Genomic DNA, 18,980 nt, shown 5'->3' with positions numbered 1-18,980 from the left:
TGCAAAATGTTATCCGCCCATGAGGCCCTGCGTCGCCTGCAGGAAGGGAACCGGCGTTATGTCGAGGGTGCCCCGCAGAGTTCACTGGAGGTAGACGAAGGCCGCCGCAATGAACTGCTGGAAGGTCAGGCGCCCCATACCATTGTCCTCGGGTGTTCGGACTCGCGCGTGCCGGCCGAGCTGGTCTTCGACCAGGGGCTGGGGGACCTTTTCGTTATCAGGGTCGCCGGGAATGTGGTTGCACCGTCGCAGGTCGGCAGTATTGAATTCGCGGCGGAAGCCTTCGGCACGCGCCTGGTAGTCGTGCTGGGGCACTCCAACTGCGGTGCGGTGGCGGCGACCATCGACCAGCTGCACCAGCCCAGTGAAACCCGCTCGCCCAACCTGTATTCCATTGTCGATCGTATCCGCCCGGCGGTGGAGCCGTTACTGGAGAGTCATGTTGCGCCCGATGAGCTTGCCGCACGGGCGGTGCGCGCCAATATTCGTGCCTCGGCGAACCAGTTGCGCCACGGTTCTGCGATCCTGGAGCGCCTGGTGGAGCAGGATGGGCTGCTGATTGTAGGCGCCGAATATTCACTGGAAACCGGCTGCGTTGAGTTCTTCGAGGGAATGCCGGCCAGTGGCACCTGATGTCCCCGGTCCGGAAGAACCGCGGTCACGAAACCCGAGCTGGATCGGTGGGGTACTGGTAGCGATCGACCAGCTCGGCAACGCGATTGCCGGCGGTAACCCCGATGCGACCATCTCTGCCCGGGTCGGCTATTTCGCCAGCCACCACAAGCGGCCGTTGTGGCCCTACTGGCGGTTGCTGGAAAGGGTCATCGATTTCACTTTCCTGCCCATCGACGGTCCTCGCCACTGTTACTTCGCTTACCTGAAAGACCGGCAGGAAATGCGCGAGGGCAGTGACCTGATGCGCCTGGTTCTCAGTCTGTTGATCATCGTAACCTGTATCCCGCTTTCGGCAATTACCCGCCTGTACGTGCTGGTATTTCCCCGCGCAAAACCCGATCGGGAGGGGCGGGGCTGACGTATAGCCGGCCCCGCTTGTGCCCGGGCGTTTTCCTGCCAGTTATTGTCCCCGCCCTTGCGCGTAGTGTGCCGCGGGCGCCGGCGCCCCCGCCAGGGCCCGGTACACGTTGACCATCGATATCACTTCCTCTGTGCGTCCGCGGACTTCCGCGTCGCGTGCCGTATTGGCCTGGCGCTGGGCGTCGAGGACTTCAAAGTAACTGTTGAAGCCCTCCTCGTAGCGTTTCCGGGCCAGTTGTTCCGCCTTTTGTGCCGCCGACCGGGCTTCACGCAACTGCACCGTGCGTTCCCGGTTGCGCCGATGCTGCACCAGGCTGTTCTCCGTTTCCTCCAGGGCGTTGAGCACGGCCTGGCGGTAATCGGCCAGCGCTGCCTGGGCGTCCGCGCCGGCAGCATCGATGCGGGCGCGTACCCGGCCGGTATTCAGGAACGTCCAGTCGATACCGAGGGCGACGTTGCGGGATTCCGCCGGGCCCGAGAACAGTTCACCCGTGTCGCCGGCGACCGAGCCCAGCAGGGCGCCGAGGGTAAAGCGGGGGAACAGGTCGGCGGTGACGATACCCACGCCGGCAGTGGCCGCCGCCAGGCGTCGCTCTGCCGCGCGCACGTCCGGGCGCCGGCGCAGCAGGTCGGAGGGGCTTCCGGCGGGGATAGCGGGTTGTGACCGCGGCAGGTCCGCAGCCGGTTGCAGCTTTTCAACGAGCGCGTCGGGCTGCTGGCCACTCAGCACGGCGATGCGGTGCATACGTATGCGGATTGCGCCCTGCAGTTCGGGGATGGTGGCACGGGTCTGTGCCAGTTGTGCCTGTGCACGGGTCCGGTCGAGCTCGGTACCCTGACCTGCCGCCAGCCGCGCCTCGACAATATCGAGCGAGTCACGCAGGTTGTCCACGTTCCCCTGGGCTACCAGTAACTGCTGTTGCAGGCCGCGCAGCTCGAAATAACTGGCAGCCAGCTGGCTGATCAAGCTCACCTGCAATGCGCCCAGGTCGGCTTCGGCTGCCTGCAGCCGGGCGCGGCGGGCCTCGCTGGCTCGCTCGAGCCGGCCGAACAGGTCCAGCTCCCAGTCGAGCGCGATACCGGCTTCATAGCGTTCGCTGCGGAGTCCTCCCGGGGCTTCTGCCAGCGCGGGTTGCGATTCGCCCGCCGACGCAGCCGCGGTCACTCCCGGCAACTGTTCTCGCCGGGCCAGTCGCAGCAGGGCGGCCGCCCGCTGGTAGCGCGAGACCGCTGCCTGGATATCCTGGTTGGCATCCAGGCCCTGGCGTACCAGGTCTGCCAGCATCGGGTCACCGAAGCCGCGCCAGAATTGTTGCTCCTGGCTCGCGTTAAATGATTGCCGGCCCTGCCCGGCTGCAAAAGTCTCGCCGACATCGGGGACCGGGGCACGATAATCAGGCCCAACCGCACAGCCGGCGATAAAGCCGGTGGCAATCAGGCCGCTGACCGCAAGACCGGATTTACGCATGGGTTTCCTCCTGTGCCTGCTCCCGGGTACGTTGGGGCAGGGGGGCGTCCCTTTTGCTGGGGGGTGGCGTGCCGTTGCCGCCACGGTCACTGAGCCGGCGCAGAGCCACATAGAAAACCGGTGTGAGGAACAGGCCGAACAGGGTCACGCCAATCATGCCGGTAAATACGGTGATTCCCATGGCGTTGCGCACCTCGGCACCGGCGCCACCGGCCAGTACCAGGGGGACGACACCTGCAATAAAGGCCACGGAAGTCATGATGATCGGGCGCAACCGCAGGCGGCAGGCTTCCAGTGCGGCGCTGACGGTATCGCGGCCCTGCTGCTCCAGCTCGCGGGCAAATTCCACAATCAGGATGGCGTTCTTGCAGGCCAGCCCCATCAACACCACCAGCCCCACCTGGACAAAGATATTGTTGTCACCACCGGTGAGCCATACACCGAACAATGCGGCAAGCAGGCACATGGGCACGATCAGGATCACAGCCAGCGGCATGATCCAGCTCTCGTAAAGTGCCGCCAGCACCAGGAATACCAGCAGCACGGCGAGCGGGAACACCACCATGGCGGCGTTGCCCTGGTTGACCTGCTGGAAGCTCAGGTCGGTCCATTCGACCTGCATGCCCGGCGGCAATACCCCGGCCGCGATCTGTTCCACTGCGGTCAGTGCCTCTCCTGAAGAAAGCTGGGTCGGGTCGGACTGGCCCATCAGGTCTGCAGCCGGGTAGCCGTTGTAGCGGATCACCGGATCGGGACCGTAGCTCTCCTTCAGCTCGACCATGGTGCTGAGGGGCACCATCTCCCCGTCGCGGTTGCGCGTGTAAAGGTGGTCCAGGTCCCCGGCCTCATCGCGGAAGGGGGCATCCGCCTGGGCCAGTACCTGGTAAGTGCGGCCGAACAGGTTGAAGTCATTGATGTACATCGAACCGAAGTACAGCTGCAGGGTGCCGAACAGGTCGTCCAGCCGGACCCCCTGCGCCTTGGCCTGCAGGCGATCCACTTCTGCATCCATTTGCGGGACGTTGGCCTGGTAGGAGCTGAACGGGTAGCTCAGCCCCGGTGCCTGGCTCAGTGCGCCGGCCAGCTGGTTGGTTGCCACCTGTAGTTCACCGTAACCGGCACCGGCACGGTCCTGGACATAGAGTGAGTAGCCGGATCCCGCACCCAGCCCGAAGATCGGCGGCGGCATAAAGGAAACGGCGAAGCCTTCCTTGATCTGTGCCAGCTTGCCGTTCAGCTCCGCGGCAATCTCCGGCGCGCTGCGATCGCGTATGGCAAAATCGTCGAACAACACGAACACGGTACCCACGTTTGGGGTATTGGTGTTCTGCAATGCATTGAATCCCACAAAAGCGGCCGCGTGGGAAACCCCCTCGGTATCCAGCGCAATCTCGCTTACCCGGCGCGCAACGTCCTCGGTGCGGTCCAGTGAAGCACCCTCCGGCAGGCGGATGCTGCCCACCAGGTAGGTCTTGTCCTGGGTGGGAATAAAACCGCCTGGGACCTGGTTGAACATAAAGACAGTACCCGCCAGCAGCAGCGCGTACACGGAGAAAACCACACCGCGACGCTTCAGGCTACGGCCGACGACCCGTTCGTAACCCTCCGAGCTGCGCTGGAAGAAACGGTTGAACGGGCGGAAGATCCAGGCGAACAACCTTTCGATCAGGCGCGCCGGGGCATCGGGCGTGACGCCGTGGGGTTTGAGCAGCGCTGCCGCCAGCGCCGGCGACAGGGTCAGTGAGTTGATTGCGGAAATAATCGTGGCAATGGCGATGGTTACGGCAAACTGCCGGTAGAACTGGCCGGTAATGCCGTCCAGGAATGCCATCGGCACAAATACGGCACACAGCACCAGGCTGATGGCAACAATGGGACCACTGACTTCACGCATGGCCTGGTGTGCTGCCGCAAGCGGTTTGAGTCCCTCCTCGATATTCCGCTCGACGTTTTCCACCACCACAATCGCATCATCCACCACGATGCCGATAGCCAGCACCATGGCAAACAGGGTCAGGGTGTTGATGGTAAAGCCGAGCATCAGCAGCATGGCAAAGGTGCCGACAATGGAAACCGGCACTGCCAGCAGGGGAATCAGTGACGCACGCCAGGTCTGCAGGAACAGGATCACCACCAGCACCACCAGCAACACGGCCTCCAGCAAGGTCTGGATAACCGCCTGGATCGAAGTGCTGACGAACACGGTGGGATCGTAGGCGACCTCCCATTCAAGTCCTTCCGGGAAGCGGTCATCCAGCTCGGTCATGGTCGCGCGCACGGCGCTGGAAACTTCCAGCGAGTTGGAGCCTGGCGCCTGGAAAATGGGAATGGCCACCGCCTGCTGGCCGTTGAGCAATGCGCGCAGGGAGTCCTGGGAAGACGCCAGCTCGATACGCGCGACGTCGCTTAACAGCGTCATCTGGCCATCGTCGCCGGTCTTCAGCACTACATTGCCGAATTCCGCAGCGCTCTCGAGCCGGCCCTGCGCATTGATGGAGATGAGGAAGTCGGAATCCATGGGCATGGGCGGGGCACCGAGCTGGCCTGCGGATACCTGCACGTTCTGCTCCCGCACTGCAGCGACGATATCCGCTGCAGTGACGCCGACGGACGCGGCTTTCTGTGGGTCCACCCAGATACGCATGGCGTAGTCACCAGAGCCGAATACCCCGGCCTGGCCGACACCCGGGATACGGGCGAGCTCGTCGCGGATGTTGAGCACCGCATAGTTGCGGATATAGGTGGCATCCAGGCTGTTGTCCGGTGAGATCAGGTGCACCGCCATCATCAGGTTGGGCGATTGCTTCTGCGTGGTGACGCCCTGGCGACGCACATCCTCCGGCAGCCTGGGCAGGGCCTGGGATACGCGATTCTGCACCTGCACCTGGGCCTGGTCCGGATCGGTGCCCAGCGAGAAGGTCACGTTGAGAGTCAGGCTGCCGTCACTGCTGGCTACTGACTTCATGTAAATCATGTTCTCCACGCCGTTGATGGCTTCCTCCAGCGGCGTGGCGACAGTCTCGGAAATGGTTTTGGGGTTGGCGCCCGGGTAGCGGGCTGTTACCTGCACGCTGGGCGGTACCACTTCCGGGTATTCGGTAACCGGCAGGATCGGGATACTGATCAGGCCGACAACAAAAATAATGATCGACAGCACCGAGGCGAAAATCGGTCGATCGACAAAAAAACGGGAAAAATTCATGCGGTCTCTCTCGGGCTCATCGGGTGTCAATACGGCATTCCCGCCGACAAGCTGGCACCTTGTGGGAATGATGGGAATGCCACCGGCAGGCTCTGCGCCGGTGGCTCATCCGGTCAGTGCAGGGCGACCTGCTGTTCCGCCGACTGGCTGCGCATGGCGACCAGTTGCGGCTCTACCGGCATACCCGGCGCGAATATTTTCTGCAGTCCATTGATCACCACTTGCTCGCGATCCTTCAGTCCGTCGCGGATCAATACCAGCTCTCCCTGCTGCGGTCCCAGCTCCACATCGCGGCGTGCGACAGTGTTGTCCTCGCCAATCACGTAAACGTAGCGTCGGTCCTGGTCAGTCATCACGGCCTTACGATTGACCAGGATGGCCCGCCGGACCTTTTCCACTGGCATCTGCACCCGGGCAAATTGCCCGGGTCGCAGTGCGCCGTCTGGATTGGCTACCTGCGCGCGGAACTGCACAGTGCCCGTATTACTGTTGAGGCGGTTGTCGACAAAGTTGAGCTTACCGCTGAGGGAAAAATCCCCGGAGTGCCCCAGTGCGATGCGCACGGGTGTTTCATTCCCGGGCCGGGCCAGGGCCAGGTTGCTATCGAGGGCCTCCTGGTTGCCCTCGAAATAAACGTACATCGGATCCACGGATACCAGCGTGGTGAGCAGGCTCTGGTCGGCGCTGGCCAGGTTTCCGCGGGTGATGAAAGCACGGCTCACACGGCCGCTGATCGGTGCGGTGACCCTGGTGTATTCCAGGTCAAGCTTTGCATTTTCCAGTTCGGCGCGGGCAGCATTGACGGCGGCCCGGGCGGATGCCGCGGCTGACTTGCGCCGGTCGTGCTCCTCCCGCGAGATGGCGCGGCTCTGTAGCAGCTGTGAGGCACGCCCGGCCTGGCTGTCAGCCAGTTCCAGCTCGCTGCTGGCACGTGCCAGCTGCGCCTCGGCAGCGCGAACCCGGGCGCGATAGGGGCGCGGATCGATCCGGAACAGCAGGTCACCTTTCAGCACCAGGTCGCCCTCGGTAAATGCAACCTCTTCGATATAGCCGCTGACCCGGGGGCGGAGCTCCACAGTTTGCGGCGCTGCCACGCGGCCGGTGAAGTCGCCCCAGATGGTGGTGGTTTCCTCGAGTACCTCGGCCACTTCCACGGCCGGGGGCGGCGCCTGCTGGCCGCCAGGTTCACCTGTACCGCAGGCGGCAAGTACCACCGCCGGCAGGAGCGCGGAAGCAAGTTTCAGGAGCTTGGTCATATCGGGTTTCCATCCTCGAAGTCATGGTCAGTAGGGGAATTTGTTCCCATGGCTGGTCGGGGCTTTCCCGTGCATGGGGGCACTTCCGGAGGCTGTGAACCTTAGGGGAGGGTGGCTTTGCGGCGGTATCCGGTTACTGGCCGGTGATTGCCTGATTCTGTTTTCGGGATATTGTAAAACTACTGGGTTGCATCGGGCTTCGTGGGTATGTGATACCCAGAGTCGCACTGTAATAAGGAATTTTTCAGCCTTTTTTCTGCAGGATTAACGACACCGTTGCTTATTCCTGTTTCGTGCTTGCCTAATTCTGCATTGTTCTAAGCCGGTTGCTCAAAACTACGTATACTGGGCGTCCCTGAAATTACGGGCTGTCGTCGTCCGCGGAGGAGTATCAATGGGAGCCATGCAAAAACAGTTTCCGCAGTCGAATGTCATCGACGCGGGCATTGAGCCGGCGCGCAGGCAGCTGGCGTCCACTATGCTGCGGCTGATGCCCACAGAAGGCATGCTGGAGGCCTCCCTCGATGGCCTGGCCATGTTCCGTGCCGATACTGACCACTCTTTTACCTCATCGGTTTATGAGCCGAGCATGTGCTTTGTTGTGCAGGGCAGCAAGTCGGTCCAGTTCGGCGACCGCGAGATCAAGTATGGACCGCTCAATTTTGTCGCCTGCTCGGTACATATTCCGGTAACTGGCAAGGCCATAGTCGATTCACCCGAGTCCCCTCACCTCGGTATCAGGCTGAATGTGGATCCCAATGAAGTGAGTGACCTGGTGCTTGAACTCGGTGAACGTGCTCCTGCCCTGGAACCGGGCTTTCAGTGTGAGGAGAGCTCCTGCGGTATGCGGGCTGTGACCATGAATCGGGGTATTCTCGACGCCCTCGGCCGCCTGGTGGCCCTCGCGGAATCACCGGAGGATGCACCGATCCTCGCGCCACTGGCGCGCCGGGAACTGCTGTATCGTGTGCTGATGAGCGAGATGGGCCCGCACCTGCGCAAGCTCTCGGTGGCAGACAGCCAGTCGAGCCGGGTCTCGCGGGTGATCGGGATATTGCAGGAGCGCTATGCCGAGCCGCTGCGGATCCGCGAGCTCGCGGATCATGCGAATATGAGCGAGTCCTCCCTGTACCACAGCTTCAAGCAGGTGACCCGTATGTCACCATTGCAGTTCCAGAAGAAGCTCCGCCTGCATGAGGCGCGTCGCCTGATGCTGGCGGAGGGGCTGGAAGCCGCCTCGGCCAGCTACCGGGTGGGGTACGAGAGCCCGTCACACTTCAGCCGCGAATACAGCCGCATGTTTGGTGCACCGCCGCGGGCCGATGTGAACAAGCTCCGGGGTGAGACACCGATCCCGGCCTGAGGGCCGGGATCGCGCCCGCCTACTGCTTCTTGACGTAGAGGTTGCACCAGCCTTCGGGGCTGATTTCGCCTTCTACTACCTGGCAAGCGTTGGGATCGGTCCAGAACTGGCAGTCCTTGCACTTCTGGCCGTCCTTGGGACTATCCTGGTATTTCACCGCTTCTTTGCTCGCCTTGCCCTGGGCAACGGTGCGGTCGGTGGCGATGATTGCCGCCGGCAGCAGGATGGCGGCGCAGCCCGAGAGCTTGAGGAATTTCCGGCGCGAGATATCCCGCTTTTCATTACTCATGATCGAATAACCTCTTCGGAAAGACGACGTAAAAGTGGAGTTCCGGTTTTAGGTTAGTTCATGTTGGGGGTAACAAGTAATCAGCGTGCACTGGTTGCGAAACTCGGTGCAATTGCAAATCGCTCGCGTTTATTTTTCTTCAAGGGGAAAGGTGGGGCGGCACAGGTCGTGCCGCCCCGGAAGGGCTTCTGCGAAGCTTTACCGGTACAGTAAAACCTGGCCCACGGACTTGTCGTCACTCTGGGAGGTGACGCGGACCTTGAGCCCATAGGTGCTGATCGCGCGACCCGCATCGGGGATGGGGCTGTTGCTGTAATCCTTGCTGTCGTCAAACAGTGGATTACGCGCGGTGAAGTTATCCCGCAGCAGCAGGTTGTAGCCCGACAGCAGATCCAGGGTTTCTTTTGCGGCCTTGTCGATACTGAATGCGGCATCGTGTACCTGGTAACGGGTCGAGGCCACCTGGCGGTCATTCCAGGTATTCACGTGCTGGTCTGCGTCCACTACACCGAGGAAGCCATTGCCCGGATGGATCCCGACCCAGTTGTCCGCGTAGCTGGTATCCGCATACCAGATCAGCAGTCCCTCGTTGAACTCCAGCAGTTCCCCGGCCACATTCACGTGCTTCAGGCCCTGGTCCACACCTCGGTGCGTGCGCCACTCGAGCAGGTAGTAGTGGTCGTGCAGGCTGTAGCCCGGGTCGCGGGTAAAGCCGGCCAGGTTGAAGGCGCCGGTGGACTCGGCATCGTCGAGCAACAGTGTCGTGTCATCAGCGCTAACCCGGATGTCATCAGCGAAGAAGCCCGGGTTGGCGACGTAGCCGTCTGTCCAGTAATTCAGCAGCAGATATACCTGCTTGCCGGCATACGCACTCAGGTCAAACTCGGCATCGACCCAGCCGCCGGAGGCGCCGGTGATACCGTGGCCCGGGTTCTGTCCGTAGGGGCTGCTGTCAGTGGTGATATTACCCGCCAGTGGGACAGGGATTTCGGTGCTGCCATCGAACACTGAAACATAGGCGTAATCCCAGTCCTTCTCGATGTCGTACCATGCCTTGAAGGCGAGACTGGCACTGCTGGCGTTGCTCAGGTCGAGCGGTACCAGCATATAGTTGGACAGTCCGTTACCGCTGCCACTGAAGTAGGCATATTCACCGCTCGTGGGAGTAGTAATAATCTTCTTTTTCTGTGGCAGGTCGATGCGGACGGCATCGTTGTTGCTGCCCTTGCTGACCGCCTCATCCAGCAGTGCCTGCACGCCCTCAGCGGGGATGTCGGCGAGATCGATGGTGGCACCGTGCAGCCAGTTGCCCCCCATGCTATTTTGCAGGAACTCCTTCGACCAGGCGGAGAAGCCCGTAGGCTCGGAGCCGGGAATGACGCCGGCCCAGCTGCCATTCGACATCACAGACCAGGAGGACACCGGCTCACCGCGGCCTGTGTACTGGGTATCGTACTCATCCGGCAGTCCCAGGTCGTGGCCATACTCATGGCTCACCACCCCGGCCGCGGCATCGGCCGGCTGGATGGTGTAGTCGTAAGCCGCCATCGGCATGTCCTCGCCCCAGTAATCCACCGTGGCACTGGTGCCGGGGATCGGGAAGGGGGCCGCTCCCAGCGTCCAGCGGTGGGCCCAGATGGCGTCCTCGCCCAGCTGGCCGCCGCCGGCTTCCTCGCCAACGGAAGAGTGGAAGATCATTACATGGTCGACAAGGCCGTCGGCCTCCCAGTAATTACCATCGCCGTCGAGGTCGTAGCGATCCTCGTTGTCAAATTCCGACAGGTTAACGGTCGGGTCTGCCGCCGCCGCCAGCAGAGCCTCGCGTACGAGGGCCCTGGCATCGCCGTCAGCATTGTTGCCGTAAAACGCGGCGGGCTGGCTGGCCATGTACCAGCCGGCGACTGAGCCCTCAACGCTGTAGCTGTTGCCGGATTGCTGCCAGTAGAACTGTTGCATCGAGAGGAGGTTTTCGCCGGCGGGCCCGGTGAAACCGCTTTCTGAGAAGAGCAGGCCCGCATAGTGGTCCGGAGTGTAATCCGGGTAGTACATGTCTGACTCCCCGGGCTGGATGCTGTTGTGGGGGAAGTCCGGGAATTCCATCAGGATGGCCAGCACGCGGGCGTTGTTGGCCTCGCCATGATAGGCATCCGGGCGCAGCGGGGACGGTTTTTTCTGTTTTGCGCGGCCGAGCTTGTTGCCGTTGCCGTTCTGCAGTGCTTGCGCGAAGCTGTGTTCGCTGTGGTTCGCGAGTACACTGGAGTTATTGCCGGCGAGGCCAGCGCCACGCTGCTCGGTGGCCTGTTGGGCACGTTCCCTGAGGTATTCCCGCAAGGCCTGTTCGGCTTGGGGCAGGTTCGCATTCGCATCGATTCGCCCGGATTTTTTCAGCATCTCAATCAATTTGGATTCATTGGCGATGGCGAGATCCAGGGGGCCACCGTGGGCCGGCCGGTCAGCGGCCTGGGCGGTGGCAATCAGCCCAAGGGCCAGGGCCCCGGCAGAAAATAGCTGGTGGGTTTTGGACATAAATTCCTCATTATCTTTAGTGCTATTGGGAATTCGGGCGGGAAAACCTCATCGGAAGCTGACTGCATGCATTGCGCAGGGCGAAATCCGTGAGCCATCCATGGCCCCGGCGGTCAATTCTTTTGACCGCTGGAGTTTATGACGAACGGGATGCGAAAGGACGCAATAAAAATCGTGACCAGGTTGGGGTAATCGTCAGATAAATGGTAAGGCGGGATGGTGCGGGGAAAGAGCACCGGCTTTCTATCTTGGTAAAAAGTACTAACCATGCAGTGTTATCAAGCCCAGGGTGGGGGTGATGAACCTTACTAGGTACAAAATTACTTGTTGCCGCATTTTTTATGAACGTTAGTACCGACGTAAAATTAAATTCTAGTAAGGTGCGTCGATATTATCTGGCCAGGGCAGGAAAAGGTTTACCTGCAGGCCACCGCCGGTGCGGTTATGCAGCTGAATAGTGCCATCGTGCGCTTCGACAATCTCGCGACACAGGGCCAGGCCCAGGCCCATGCCGCCGGGCTTGGTGGAATAGAAAGGCAGCAGTGCCTGCTGCAGTACTTTGTCTCCCATGCCTGTGCCTCGATCACGAACGGTGATCCTCTGCCCCTGGCGATCCGTGCGCACCTCAATTTCCGTTTCCCCTGGCGGGCTGCCGGCATCGCCTGCGTTTTTCAGGAGGTTGAGCAGGGCCTGCTCCATCTGTACCGGGTCGAAATACCCCGGCCGGCTGGGCAGCGTGCCGCAGAGTAAAAATGGTTGCAGGGGTTCCACTCTTTCCATGAGCTGTTGCCAGTTCACCTCTTCCCGGCTCGGGGCAGGAAGTTTTGCGAAGCGCGCATAGCCCTGGGTGAATTCGGTCAGGTGCTGGCAACGTTCCGCAATGGTATCGAACACCCGAACAAGCTTTTCTGTCTGACCCTCCTGGGTGGCCAGTAGCTTGCCGCTGTGTGCCATGGAGGAAATGGGTGCGAGGGAGTTGTTCAGCTCGTGACTGATCAGGCGAATGACTTTTTTCCACACCTGCACCTCGGCGCGGGTGAGTTCCCGCGTCATCTCGCGAATCAATACCAGTCGGTGTTTCTGCGCATTCAGGACAAACACGCTGTTGCTGACATGCTGGGAGTGACCGCCCTCGTCATCGCTGTAACTATACAGGCCATCCTCACCGCTCTCGATGGCTGTCGCCAGCTCTGCAGGGCACTCCTGCAACAGGTCGGCCAGTTTCATGCCATTGATCGGCCTGCCAGAGTGAAGCAGGTGGCGGGCACTGGTGTTGGCGTAAATGATACGACCGGTCTGGTCCACCAGCAGCAGCGTGTGGGGCGAGCTCTGGATCACTGTATCCAGCAGCAGTTCGCGCTGGTAGATATGGGTACGTTCCCGCCGCAGGATTTCACTTACATCGTTGTAGAGTCTTGCGATCTGGCCCAGCTGGTCGTTGCGCTTGAGGGCGAGGGATATGGAAAAATCCCCGTCGCGAAAATTCAATAGTCCTCCCTCAAGCGCTACCAGGTCGCGCTCCAGGGGGCCGGTCACCAGCCGCACCAGTGCAATTACGGCGACCACTCCCAGAAGCAGGCCGCCAGCCCAGGCGAGCCCGGGGTCGAGTTCAAAGGCACTCAACAATACAAAGGGAACGGTCGTGGCGACGAGTACTGCCAGCAGGCAGCTGGCAACTATCCGTCCCTCCAGCGAAATTCTCAGCGCCATCAGTAGGGAATCCCATATTTATCGAGCCGCCGGTAGAGCGCCTGGCGGCTCAGGCCCAGCTCCCGCGCAGCCTGGGCAATGACACCATTGCAGCTGGCGAGGGTCTGCTCGAGCAGTTCGCGGCTGGGTTCGAAACCCAGGTCCACGCGACTGGCAGTATCGGGCTCGGGCAGGTTGAGGGTTTCCACCTCGACACTGTCTCCGCGGGTGAGGACTGCGGCGCGCTGCATGGTGTTCTGCAGTTCACGTACATTGCCTGGCCAGTCGTAACGAACCAGTGCCTGCTGCGCCGGGGCCGATAATTGCCTGGCATTGCCGGGGGCCTCCTGCAGGAAGCGGCGCGCGAGCGGCAGTATGTCTTCCGGCCGCTCGCGCAGGGGAGGCAGCTTCAGCTCAATAACATTCAGGCGGTAAAAGAGATCCTGGCGGAAATTGCCGGTCGCGATCTGCTGTGGCAGGTCACTGTTGGTGGCGCTGATTACCCGCACGTTTACCCGGCGGGTCTGGCTGCTACCCAGGCGCTGGAATTCGCCGGTCTGCAGTACTCGCAGCAGTTTTACCTGGCCACTGGCGGAGAGTTCACCGATTTCATCCAGAAATAGCGTGCCGCCGTCTGCGGCCTCGAAGCGGCCCTGCCGCACCTTGTTGCCGGCACCGGTGTAGGCGCCGGCCTCTGCCCCGAACAATTCGGCTTCCATCAGTTCCTCGGGCAGGGCGCCCACATTGACCTTGATGTAGGGGCCGTCGCGCAGGGAGGAGTTGGCCTGCAGAATATCGGCGATTTTCTCCTTGCCGGCGCCGTTGGGACCGGTGATCAGCACCGGGATGTCGGCGGCTGCGACCTGGGCGGCCATCTCCAGCAGCTTTTGCATGGCATCGCTGCGATACACGATACCCTGCAGGTCGTAATCCTGTTCGAGCTGGGCGCGAGCCCTGAGAGCTCGCTGGCTGGCACGCTGTTGTTGTTGCTGCAGCTCGTTCAGCTCCAGCAGGTTCTTGACCGTGGCCACCAGCTTGTTGTCGTCCCAGGGTTTGCCGAGATAATCGGCGGCCCCGGCCTTGACCAGCTCCACGGCCATCTCCAGCTGGGTCCAGGCCGTCAGCAGGATCACCGGCAGGTCGGGTGCGATCTCGCGAATGGCAAAGAAAAGCTCCCGCCCCTCCTCACCGGAGGTAGTGTCCGCGGTAAAGTTCATGTCCTGGATCACCAGGCTGATATCCCCGTGTTCACGTAACAGCTGCAGGCCCGCCTGCGGGGTAACCGCGCTGGCGGTCTCGATATTGTGCAGTGACAGCAACAGCTCCAGGGCGGAGATGATGCCCGGGTTGTCATCGATAACGAGAACTTTATCCATGTTTTCAGTCGTATCCGCAAATGGAAAACGGGCGCGAGCGCCCGTTCCGGGGAGGATAGTTTACCGCAGTTTACACACTGCGAGTGGCGGTTGCCGGTGAGATATTGGCGGCCCGCAGGGCCGGTACCAGGGCCGCTCCCAGGCTGACACCCAGTAGTAACAGGGCACAGGCGAGTGTCACCATCGGCGGCAGCGCCGGCTGGTTGAATTCCCGGGCCAGGAACCCGTTGAAGACCTGTGCCGCCGCCGCCCCCAGCAGGATACCGGCGACTGCAATGATCAGGTTTTCCAGCAGGAAGTAGCGACTGATGGCACTGCGGGTTGCGCCCAGGGCGCGGCGTACGCCGATCTGTTTCTGCCGCTGGGTTATCCAGAAAACCGTGAGGCCAACGATCCCCAAGGCCACGATAAACGTCAGCAGGATAATAACACTGGTCAGGACCTTGACCATTGTATTATCACCGGCATAGTACTCGTCCTTGTCTTCTTCCATGGTGCCCGAATTGATTACCCGGTTGGGGTCGCGTTCGGCCAGTTTCTCCTCCACCAATTTGAGTACCGCGTCCCGCTGGCCCGGCTCGGCCCGCACGATATAGTAGAACCACTGATCCAGGATTGCGGGGTAGAAGACACCGCGGCCGGCGAGGGACGAGTTCGGCCAGGGACCCAGGTTGCGTTCCACGATACCGACGATCTCGATGGGATGGTCTTCACCGCCAAGGAAGAACGCCTTGCCGAGGGCATTGCCCTCCGGAAATACGTCGTCGGCAAATTTCTGCGTGACCACCGCAACCTTGGGACGCTCGCTACTGCTGGCGCCCAGCTGCTTGACCTCTTCCGGTGAGAAACCGCGGCCGGCAACCAGTTTCATACCCATGGCATCGATAAAGTGCTCGTCCACGGTGTAGTAGTTGGCACTGGTGCCCCCGGTCTCCTTGTTGGGCTCGGTATAGAAACCGCTTGCGGAGCCACTGCCGGACAGGGGGACATGGTTGCTGATGGTGGCACTGGCTACTCCTGGCAGTGCGCGGATCATGTCCAGGTCGAGCCGGAACGCCTCGAACATGTCGTAGTCTTCCGGGATGGCCATAAAGTGAAACTTGTTGATGTCTTCAACGGCCAGGCCGGTCGGGCGGGAGATACGCTCGGTGCGCTCGTCGATCACCACCAGCGCATTGCTGACAATGGCCAGGGTCAGGCCCAGCTGCAGGGCAATCAGCAGGGCGGAGATCTTGTGGCGCCACAGCGCCGATAAAATGGGTCTCAGTTCCAGCATGGTTCTTTCCTTTTTGCGCTTGCGGGCTTCACTGGGTCTTCAGGTAGATCGACGGGTTGGTACGGCTGATACGCCACGCCGGATACAGGCCCGCCAGCAGGCTGGACAGGATGGCCAGGCCGATGGCAGCGAGCATCATAGCCCAGTCCATCGACGCGACACGGTCCATATAGCCCATCTGCAGCTGGCGTATCAGGCCCAGGCCGGCCAGGGTCAGCAGGATGCCCACCAGCCCACCGGCCAGGCCGACACAGCCGCTCTCCACCAGGTGCTGGCTGAATACGGCCTTGCGGCTTGCACCCAGCGCACGGCGCACACCAGCTTCGGGCGCCTTGCGCAGGAACTTGGCCAGCAGAAGTGCCACCGCGTTCACCAGGCACACCAGCAGGAAGGCCAGTGACAGCCAGCTGAGCATGCGGTCATCGCCATCGACCACCTCATTCAACTCCAGCCACTCGGAAGGGCTACTGAGGCCGTATTTCAGTGGCCGGGGGAAGCGCCCCTGCTCTTTTTGCTCGCGGATATAACCGGTGAGGAAATCCCCGTAACGCTCTACATCCTCCGCGGTGTCCAGCTGTACCCAGTACTGGATCCAGACCATGTCGCTGTTGAGTCGGTCCTCGTAACTGTTGATTTCCTCGGATTTCCAGCCATTGGTGTTGCCCCAGGGGTAGATCTCGAACTGGCGATGCAGCCCAAATGGCAGAAACGCCTCGGCTGAGTCATTGAAGTGGCCGTTGTTCAGGTCGTGCACTTTGGGGCTGGGTTGCCAGTGCTCGGTTACACCCACGACTGTAAAGGGGGTACCGTTGAAATTTACGCTGCGGCCCACGCTGTTTTCACCGCCGAACAACTTGTTATTGGTTTCCTCGGACAGCACGATCTGCTGGGTGTGGTTTTTATCCGCTTCGCTGTTCCAGGTGCCGCCGTAAATAAACTGCACATCAAAGAGGCTGAAAAAGTCCCGGCTTGTAACCCTGGCATCGGCGATAAACGGCCGAATTTTTGAATTCTCCAGCGTGATGGGGCCACCCCAGCGATGCATGGCAACCTGTTTGCTGGGGATGTCGGAGCGGAGCAGGGCGACGGCGTCCTGGTAGGTGACCTGCCAGGGCATTTCGCTGGGATTTTCTACGGTGTCGGTACTGCTCCAGCTGTCCAGCTGCACTGCGTAGAGAACATCGTTTTTTTCTGCCAGCGCATTGCGGGACATCATGTAGTTGAGAGTCAGTGTGGTCATGGCTGCGCCTACACCGACGGCAATGGCAGCTACCATCAGCGCACTCAGGATAGGAGTGCGTCGCAGGCTGCGAACGGCGAGGGAAATGTAGTATCCGATCATGGCTGCAATCCCCTTATGCGATGTCCGCGGCTGCCGGTACCATGGCCCGTTGCAGGTCGGAAACCTGGCCATCGACAATCTGGATGTTGCGGTGGGCGCGGCGGGCAAGGTCCGGGTCGTGGGTCACCATCACGATGGTGGTGCCCCACTCGTTGATAAATTCCAGCAGCTCCATCACCTGGCGGGCCATCAGGGAATCCAGGTTGCCGGTAGGTTCGTCCGCGAGCAGGAAGCGCGGCTCACCGGCCAGGGCGCGGGCAATGGCCACACGCTGCTGCTGGCCGCCGGAGAGTTGGGACGGCAGGTGTTTGGCGCGGGCGGACAGGCCTACCTGTTCCAGCACTTTTTCAATACGGCGGCGGCGTTCCTTGCCGTCGAATCCGCGATAGCGCAGCGGCACATCAATATTGTCAAAAAGGTTCAGGTCGGGAATCAGGTTGAAGCCCTGGAAGATAAAGCCGATTTTTTCATTGCGCAGGCGTGAGCGCTGGCGATCGTTCAGGTGACTGACATTATCCCCGTCCAGCAGGTACTCGCCCCCGGTGGGGGTTTCCAGCATGCCGGCGATGTTCAGGAAGGTGGTCTTGCCGGAGCCGCTGGGGCCGGTTACCGAGACAAACTCCCCCTCGTTGACCTCGAGGCTGAAGTCGCGCAGGGCGTGGGTCTCGATGGTATCGGTGCGATAGCTTTTGCGGATGTTGTGCATCTTGAGCATCGTGGGATTCCCTTTGTCATTATTTATCGATTGTCAAAAAATTCTGTGTTTACTGTTTCAGTGCTACCAGCTGTGCATTGTCGAGCTCTTCCGTGGCGGAGGTGATGATCTGGTCACCTTCCTGCAGTCCCGAGATGATCTCCACCTGGTTCAGGCCCAGGGCGCCGATCTGGATCGGAACCCGAACGGCCTGGTTGTCATCGGTGAGTTTCCATGCGTAACGCCCACCGGTCTGGTCGAGGAAGGCACCGCGCTTGACCAGGATCACGTCATTGCGGTTTTCCAGCAGGATCCGCGCAGTGAGGCGCAGGTTCTGGCGCAGCTTTTCCGGCTGGCCGTCAGTAAAGCGCACCCGGGCTACCACCTGGTTGTTAATGACTTCCGGGGAGATTGCGGTGATTTCACCGGGCACTTCGCGGCCGCCCAGGTTGATGGCCACGGACATGGACAGGCCCAGGTCATCGGCATAGTTTTCCGGCACGGCGGCCTCCAGCTCGAAGCTGCGCAGGTCCACCACGGTCATCAGCGGGGCGTTGGGGGGAATGGCACTGCGCTGTGCCACGGCCAGGCTGCCGACGGTGCCGGCGACCGGTGAGGTGATCCGCAGGTCTCCGACGCGGCGCTTGAGCTCTTCGACCTTCAGCTTCTGCTGCGATACCTGCAGCTCCAGGGTGCGGGTCTCAAAGGCCAGTGCCTCTTTCTCCAGCCCGCTATTCTGTACCGCCTGTTTGTACTCCAGCTCGGCGCGGGCCAGGTCGTCCATGGCTTTTTCAAAGTCGAGGCGGGAGATGATCTGCTTCTCGATGGAGAGTTCTGCGCGGCGTACCTCGCGCTTGGCTGCCGCGAGGTTGACACTTGCCAGGTCTGCCTTCTGCTGGTTCTCCAGGCGTTGGCGCTTGGCCTGGATCTTCTGCCGCTCAAGCTCAACGGTCAGCTTGTTCAGCAGGGCCTCCTCCTGGGCCAGCTGGTTGGAAAGCTCGGGGCTGTCCACCTGGGCCAGTAGCTGGCCCTCCTCGACGATATCGCCGGCCTTGACCGTAAACCTGACGATGCCCTGGGCCGGGCTGAACAGGGTAGGGCTGTTGGCGGCCACCACCTTACCCTGGACCACAAGGTCCCGGACCAGGTCCCCGCGCTGAACCTCTGCCACGTTGACCTGTGACAGGGACACGATGCCGTCCACGCTGCCGGTGTCGTGCCAGGACTTGATTCCCCAGCCCACCAGGGCCATGGCCAGCAGGGTGATGCCGGCGGCCTTCAGGGCCTTGGGTTGTTTCCAGAGGGGGGCGGCGTCCAGCTGGATATCCTGTCCCGAGGTATCTCTTATCATTGTTCTGTTCTGGTCCTTTATCGCTGCTTGCTAGGTTTTTGTCAGTTGGCGCCGGTGCCTGCAGGCCTTTGACGCAATGAATTCCCGTTGTGGATGCAGTCGGTGTTATCGGT

Annotated in this window: 14 protein-coding genes; 3 read left to right on the top strand and 11 right to left on the bottom strand. The window is 61.3% G+C overall.

All coding sequences use genetic code 11. From position 1 onward, the window contains the following. Positions 1-6 precede the first annotated feature (6 nt). Both ACH6CX_RS13715 and ACH6CX_RS13710 read left to right on the top strand, forming a co-directional pair. Positions 7-633, top strand: a complete 627-nt coding sequence (locus ACH6CX_RS13715) for a carbonic anhydrase (protein ID WP_232941134.1) — start codon at positions 7-9, stop codon at positions 631-633. Next, positions 623-1,033, top strand: a complete 411-nt coding sequence (locus tag ACH6CX_RS13710) for a hypothetical protein (protein WP_232941138.1) — start codon at positions 623-625, stop codon at positions 1,031-1,033. Before ACH6CX_RS13715 ends, ACH6CX_RS13710 begins: the two co-directional genes overlap by 11 nt. 42 nt (positions 1,034-1,075) lie before the next feature. Here the strand turns inward: ACH6CX_RS13710 and ACH6CX_RS13705 are convergent, their stop codons facing one another. The 3 genes from ACH6CX_RS13705 to ACH6CX_RS13695 form a co-directional block, all read right to left on the bottom strand. After that, positions 1,076-2,503, bottom strand: a complete 1,428-nt coding sequence (locus ACH6CX_RS13705; RefSeq protein ID WP_237063542.1) for an efflux transporter outer membrane subunit — start codon at positions 2,501-2,503, stop codon at positions 1,076-1,078. Beyond that, on the bottom strand, positions 2,496-5,705 hold the full coding sequence (locus ACH6CX_RS13700) for an efflux RND transporter permease subunit (RefSeq protein ID WP_396675568.1): 3,210 nt from the start codon (positions 5,703-5,705) through the stop codon (positions 2,496-2,498). The genes ACH6CX_RS13705 and ACH6CX_RS13700 overlap by 8 nt, the downstream gene beginning before the upstream one ends. 113 nt (positions 5,706-5,818) lie before the next feature. Continuing rightward, entirely contained in the window at positions 5,819-6,961 is a 1,143-nt protein-coding gene (locus tag ACH6CX_RS13695) for an efflux RND transporter periplasmic adaptor subunit (RefSeq protein ID WP_334078803.1), read from the bottom strand. A 403-nt stretch (positions 6,962-7,364) separates the two neighbouring features. Between ACH6CX_RS13695 and ACH6CX_RS13690 the strand changes: the two genes are divergently transcribed. Then, positions 7,365-8,324, top strand: a complete 960-nt coding sequence (locus ACH6CX_RS13690) for an AraC family transcriptional regulator (protein ID WP_232941146.1) — start codon at positions 7,365-7,367, stop codon at positions 8,322-8,324. A 19-nt stretch (positions 8,325-8,343) separates the two neighbouring features. Here ACH6CX_RS13690 and ACH6CX_RS13685 read toward each other — a convergent pair whose 3' ends face one another. From ACH6CX_RS13685 to ACH6CX_RS13650, 8 genes are all read right to left on the bottom strand, one after another. Next, on the bottom strand, positions 8,344-8,613 hold the full coding sequence (locus tag ACH6CX_RS13685) for a high-potential iron-sulfur protein (protein WP_232941148.1): 270 nt from the start codon (positions 8,611-8,613) through the stop codon (positions 8,344-8,346). A gap of 198 nt (positions 8,614-8,811) precedes the next feature. Next, positions 8,812-11,139, bottom strand: a complete 2,328-nt coding sequence (locus tag ACH6CX_RS13680) for an immune inhibitor A domain-containing protein (protein ID WP_334078802.1) — start codon at positions 11,137-11,139, stop codon at positions 8,812-8,814. Between the two features lie 372 nt (positions 11,140-11,511). Next, positions 11,512-12,849, bottom strand: a complete 1,338-nt coding sequence (locus tag ACH6CX_RS13675; protein WP_237063532.1) for a PAS domain-containing sensor histidine kinase — start codon at positions 12,847-12,849, stop codon at positions 11,512-11,514. Then, positions 12,849-14,204: a sigma-54 dependent transcriptional regulator gene (locus tag ACH6CX_RS13670; RefSeq protein WP_237063530.1), complete on the bottom strand. Its 1,356-nt coding sequence runs from the start codon at positions 14,202-14,204 to the stop codon at positions 12,849-12,851. Before ACH6CX_RS13670 ends, ACH6CX_RS13675 begins: the two co-directional genes overlap by 1 nt. Before the next feature lie 70 nt (positions 14,205-14,274). Beyond that, positions 14,275-15,480, bottom strand: a complete 1,206-nt coding sequence (locus ACH6CX_RS13665; protein WP_232941153.1) for an ABC transporter permease — start codon at positions 15,478-15,480, stop codon at positions 14,275-14,277. Between the two features lie 28 nt (positions 15,481-15,508). Next, positions 15,509-16,822: an ABC transporter permease gene (locus ACH6CX_RS13660; RefSeq protein WP_237063528.1), complete on the bottom strand. Its 1,314-nt coding sequence runs from the start codon at positions 16,820-16,822 to the stop codon at positions 15,509-15,511. A gap of 13 nt (positions 16,823-16,835) precedes the next feature. Continuing rightward, entirely contained in the window at positions 16,836-17,537 is a 702-nt protein-coding gene (locus tag ACH6CX_RS13655) for an ABC transporter ATP-binding protein (RefSeq protein WP_232941156.1), read from the bottom strand. 49 nt (positions 17,538-17,586) lie between these two features. Then, on the bottom strand, positions 17,587-18,867 hold the full coding sequence (locus ACH6CX_RS13650; protein ID WP_232941158.1) for an efflux RND transporter periplasmic adaptor subunit: 1,281 nt from the start codon (positions 18,865-18,867) through the stop codon (positions 17,587-17,589). Positions 18,868-18,980 lie beyond the last annotated feature (113 nt).

The sequence above is a fragment of the Microbulbifer sp. JSM ZJ756 genome (assembly GCF_044383805.1).
Classification (GTDB): Bacteria; Pseudomonadota; Gammaproteobacteria; order Pseudomonadales; family Cellvibrionaceae; genus Microbulbifer; species Microbulbifer zhoushanensis.
Note: the sequence above shows the minus strand (reverse complement) of the source record. Positions and strands in the feature narration are given on the sequence as shown.

Bases quoted from the DNA above. Each gene is read 5' to 3' on its own strand.
- ACH6CX_RS13680 (WP_334078802.1), bottom strand. From the start codon at position 11,139: ATGTCCAAAACCCACCAGCTATTTTCTGCCGGGGCCCTGGCCCTTGGG.
- ACH6CX_RS13650 (WP_232941158.1), bottom strand. From the start codon at position 18,867: ATGATAAGAGATACCTCGGGACAGGATATCCAGCTGGACGCCGCCCCC.
- ACH6CX_RS13660 (WP_237063528.1), bottom strand. From the start codon at position 16,822: ATGATCGGATACTACATTTCCCTCGCCGTTCGCAGCCTGCGACGCACT.
- ACH6CX_RS13655 (WP_232941156.1), bottom strand. From the start codon at position 17,537: ATGCTCAAGATGCACAACATCCGCAAAAGCTATCGCACCGATACCATC.
- ACH6CX_RS13685 (WP_232941148.1), bottom strand. From the start codon at position 8,613: ATGAGTAATGAAAAGCGGGATATCTCGCGCCGGAAATTCCTCAAGCTC.
- ACH6CX_RS13665 (WP_232941153.1), bottom strand. From the start codon at position 15,480: ATGCTGGAACTGAGACCCATTTTATCGGCGCTGTGGCGCCACAAGATC.
- ACH6CX_RS13715 (WP_232941134.1), top strand. From the start codon at position 7: ATGTTATCCGCCCATGAGGCCCTGCGTCGCCTGCAGGAAGGGAACCGG.
- ACH6CX_RS13670 (WP_237063530.1), bottom strand. From the start codon at position 14,204: ATGGATAAAGTTCTCGTTATCGATGACAACCCGGGCATCATCTCCGCC.
- ACH6CX_RS13690 (WP_232941146.1), top strand. From the start codon at position 7,365: ATGCAAAAACAGTTTCCGCAGTCGAATGTCATCGACGCGGGCATTGAG.
- ACH6CX_RS13705 (WP_237063542.1), bottom strand. From the start codon at position 2,503: ATGCGTAAATCCGGTCTTGCGGTCAGCGGCCTGATTGCCACCGGCTTT.
- ACH6CX_RS13675 (WP_237063532.1), bottom strand. From the start codon at position 12,849: ATGGCGCTGAGAATTTCGCTGGAGGGACGGATAGTTGCCAGCTGCCTG.
- ACH6CX_RS13695 (WP_334078803.1), bottom strand. From the start codon at position 6,961: ATGACCAAGCTCCTGAAACTTGCTTCCGCGCTCCTGCCGGCGGTGGTA.
- ACH6CX_RS13700 (WP_396675568.1), bottom strand. From the start codon at position 5,705: ATGAATTTTTCCCGTTTTTTTGTCGATCGACCGATTTTCGCCTCGGTG.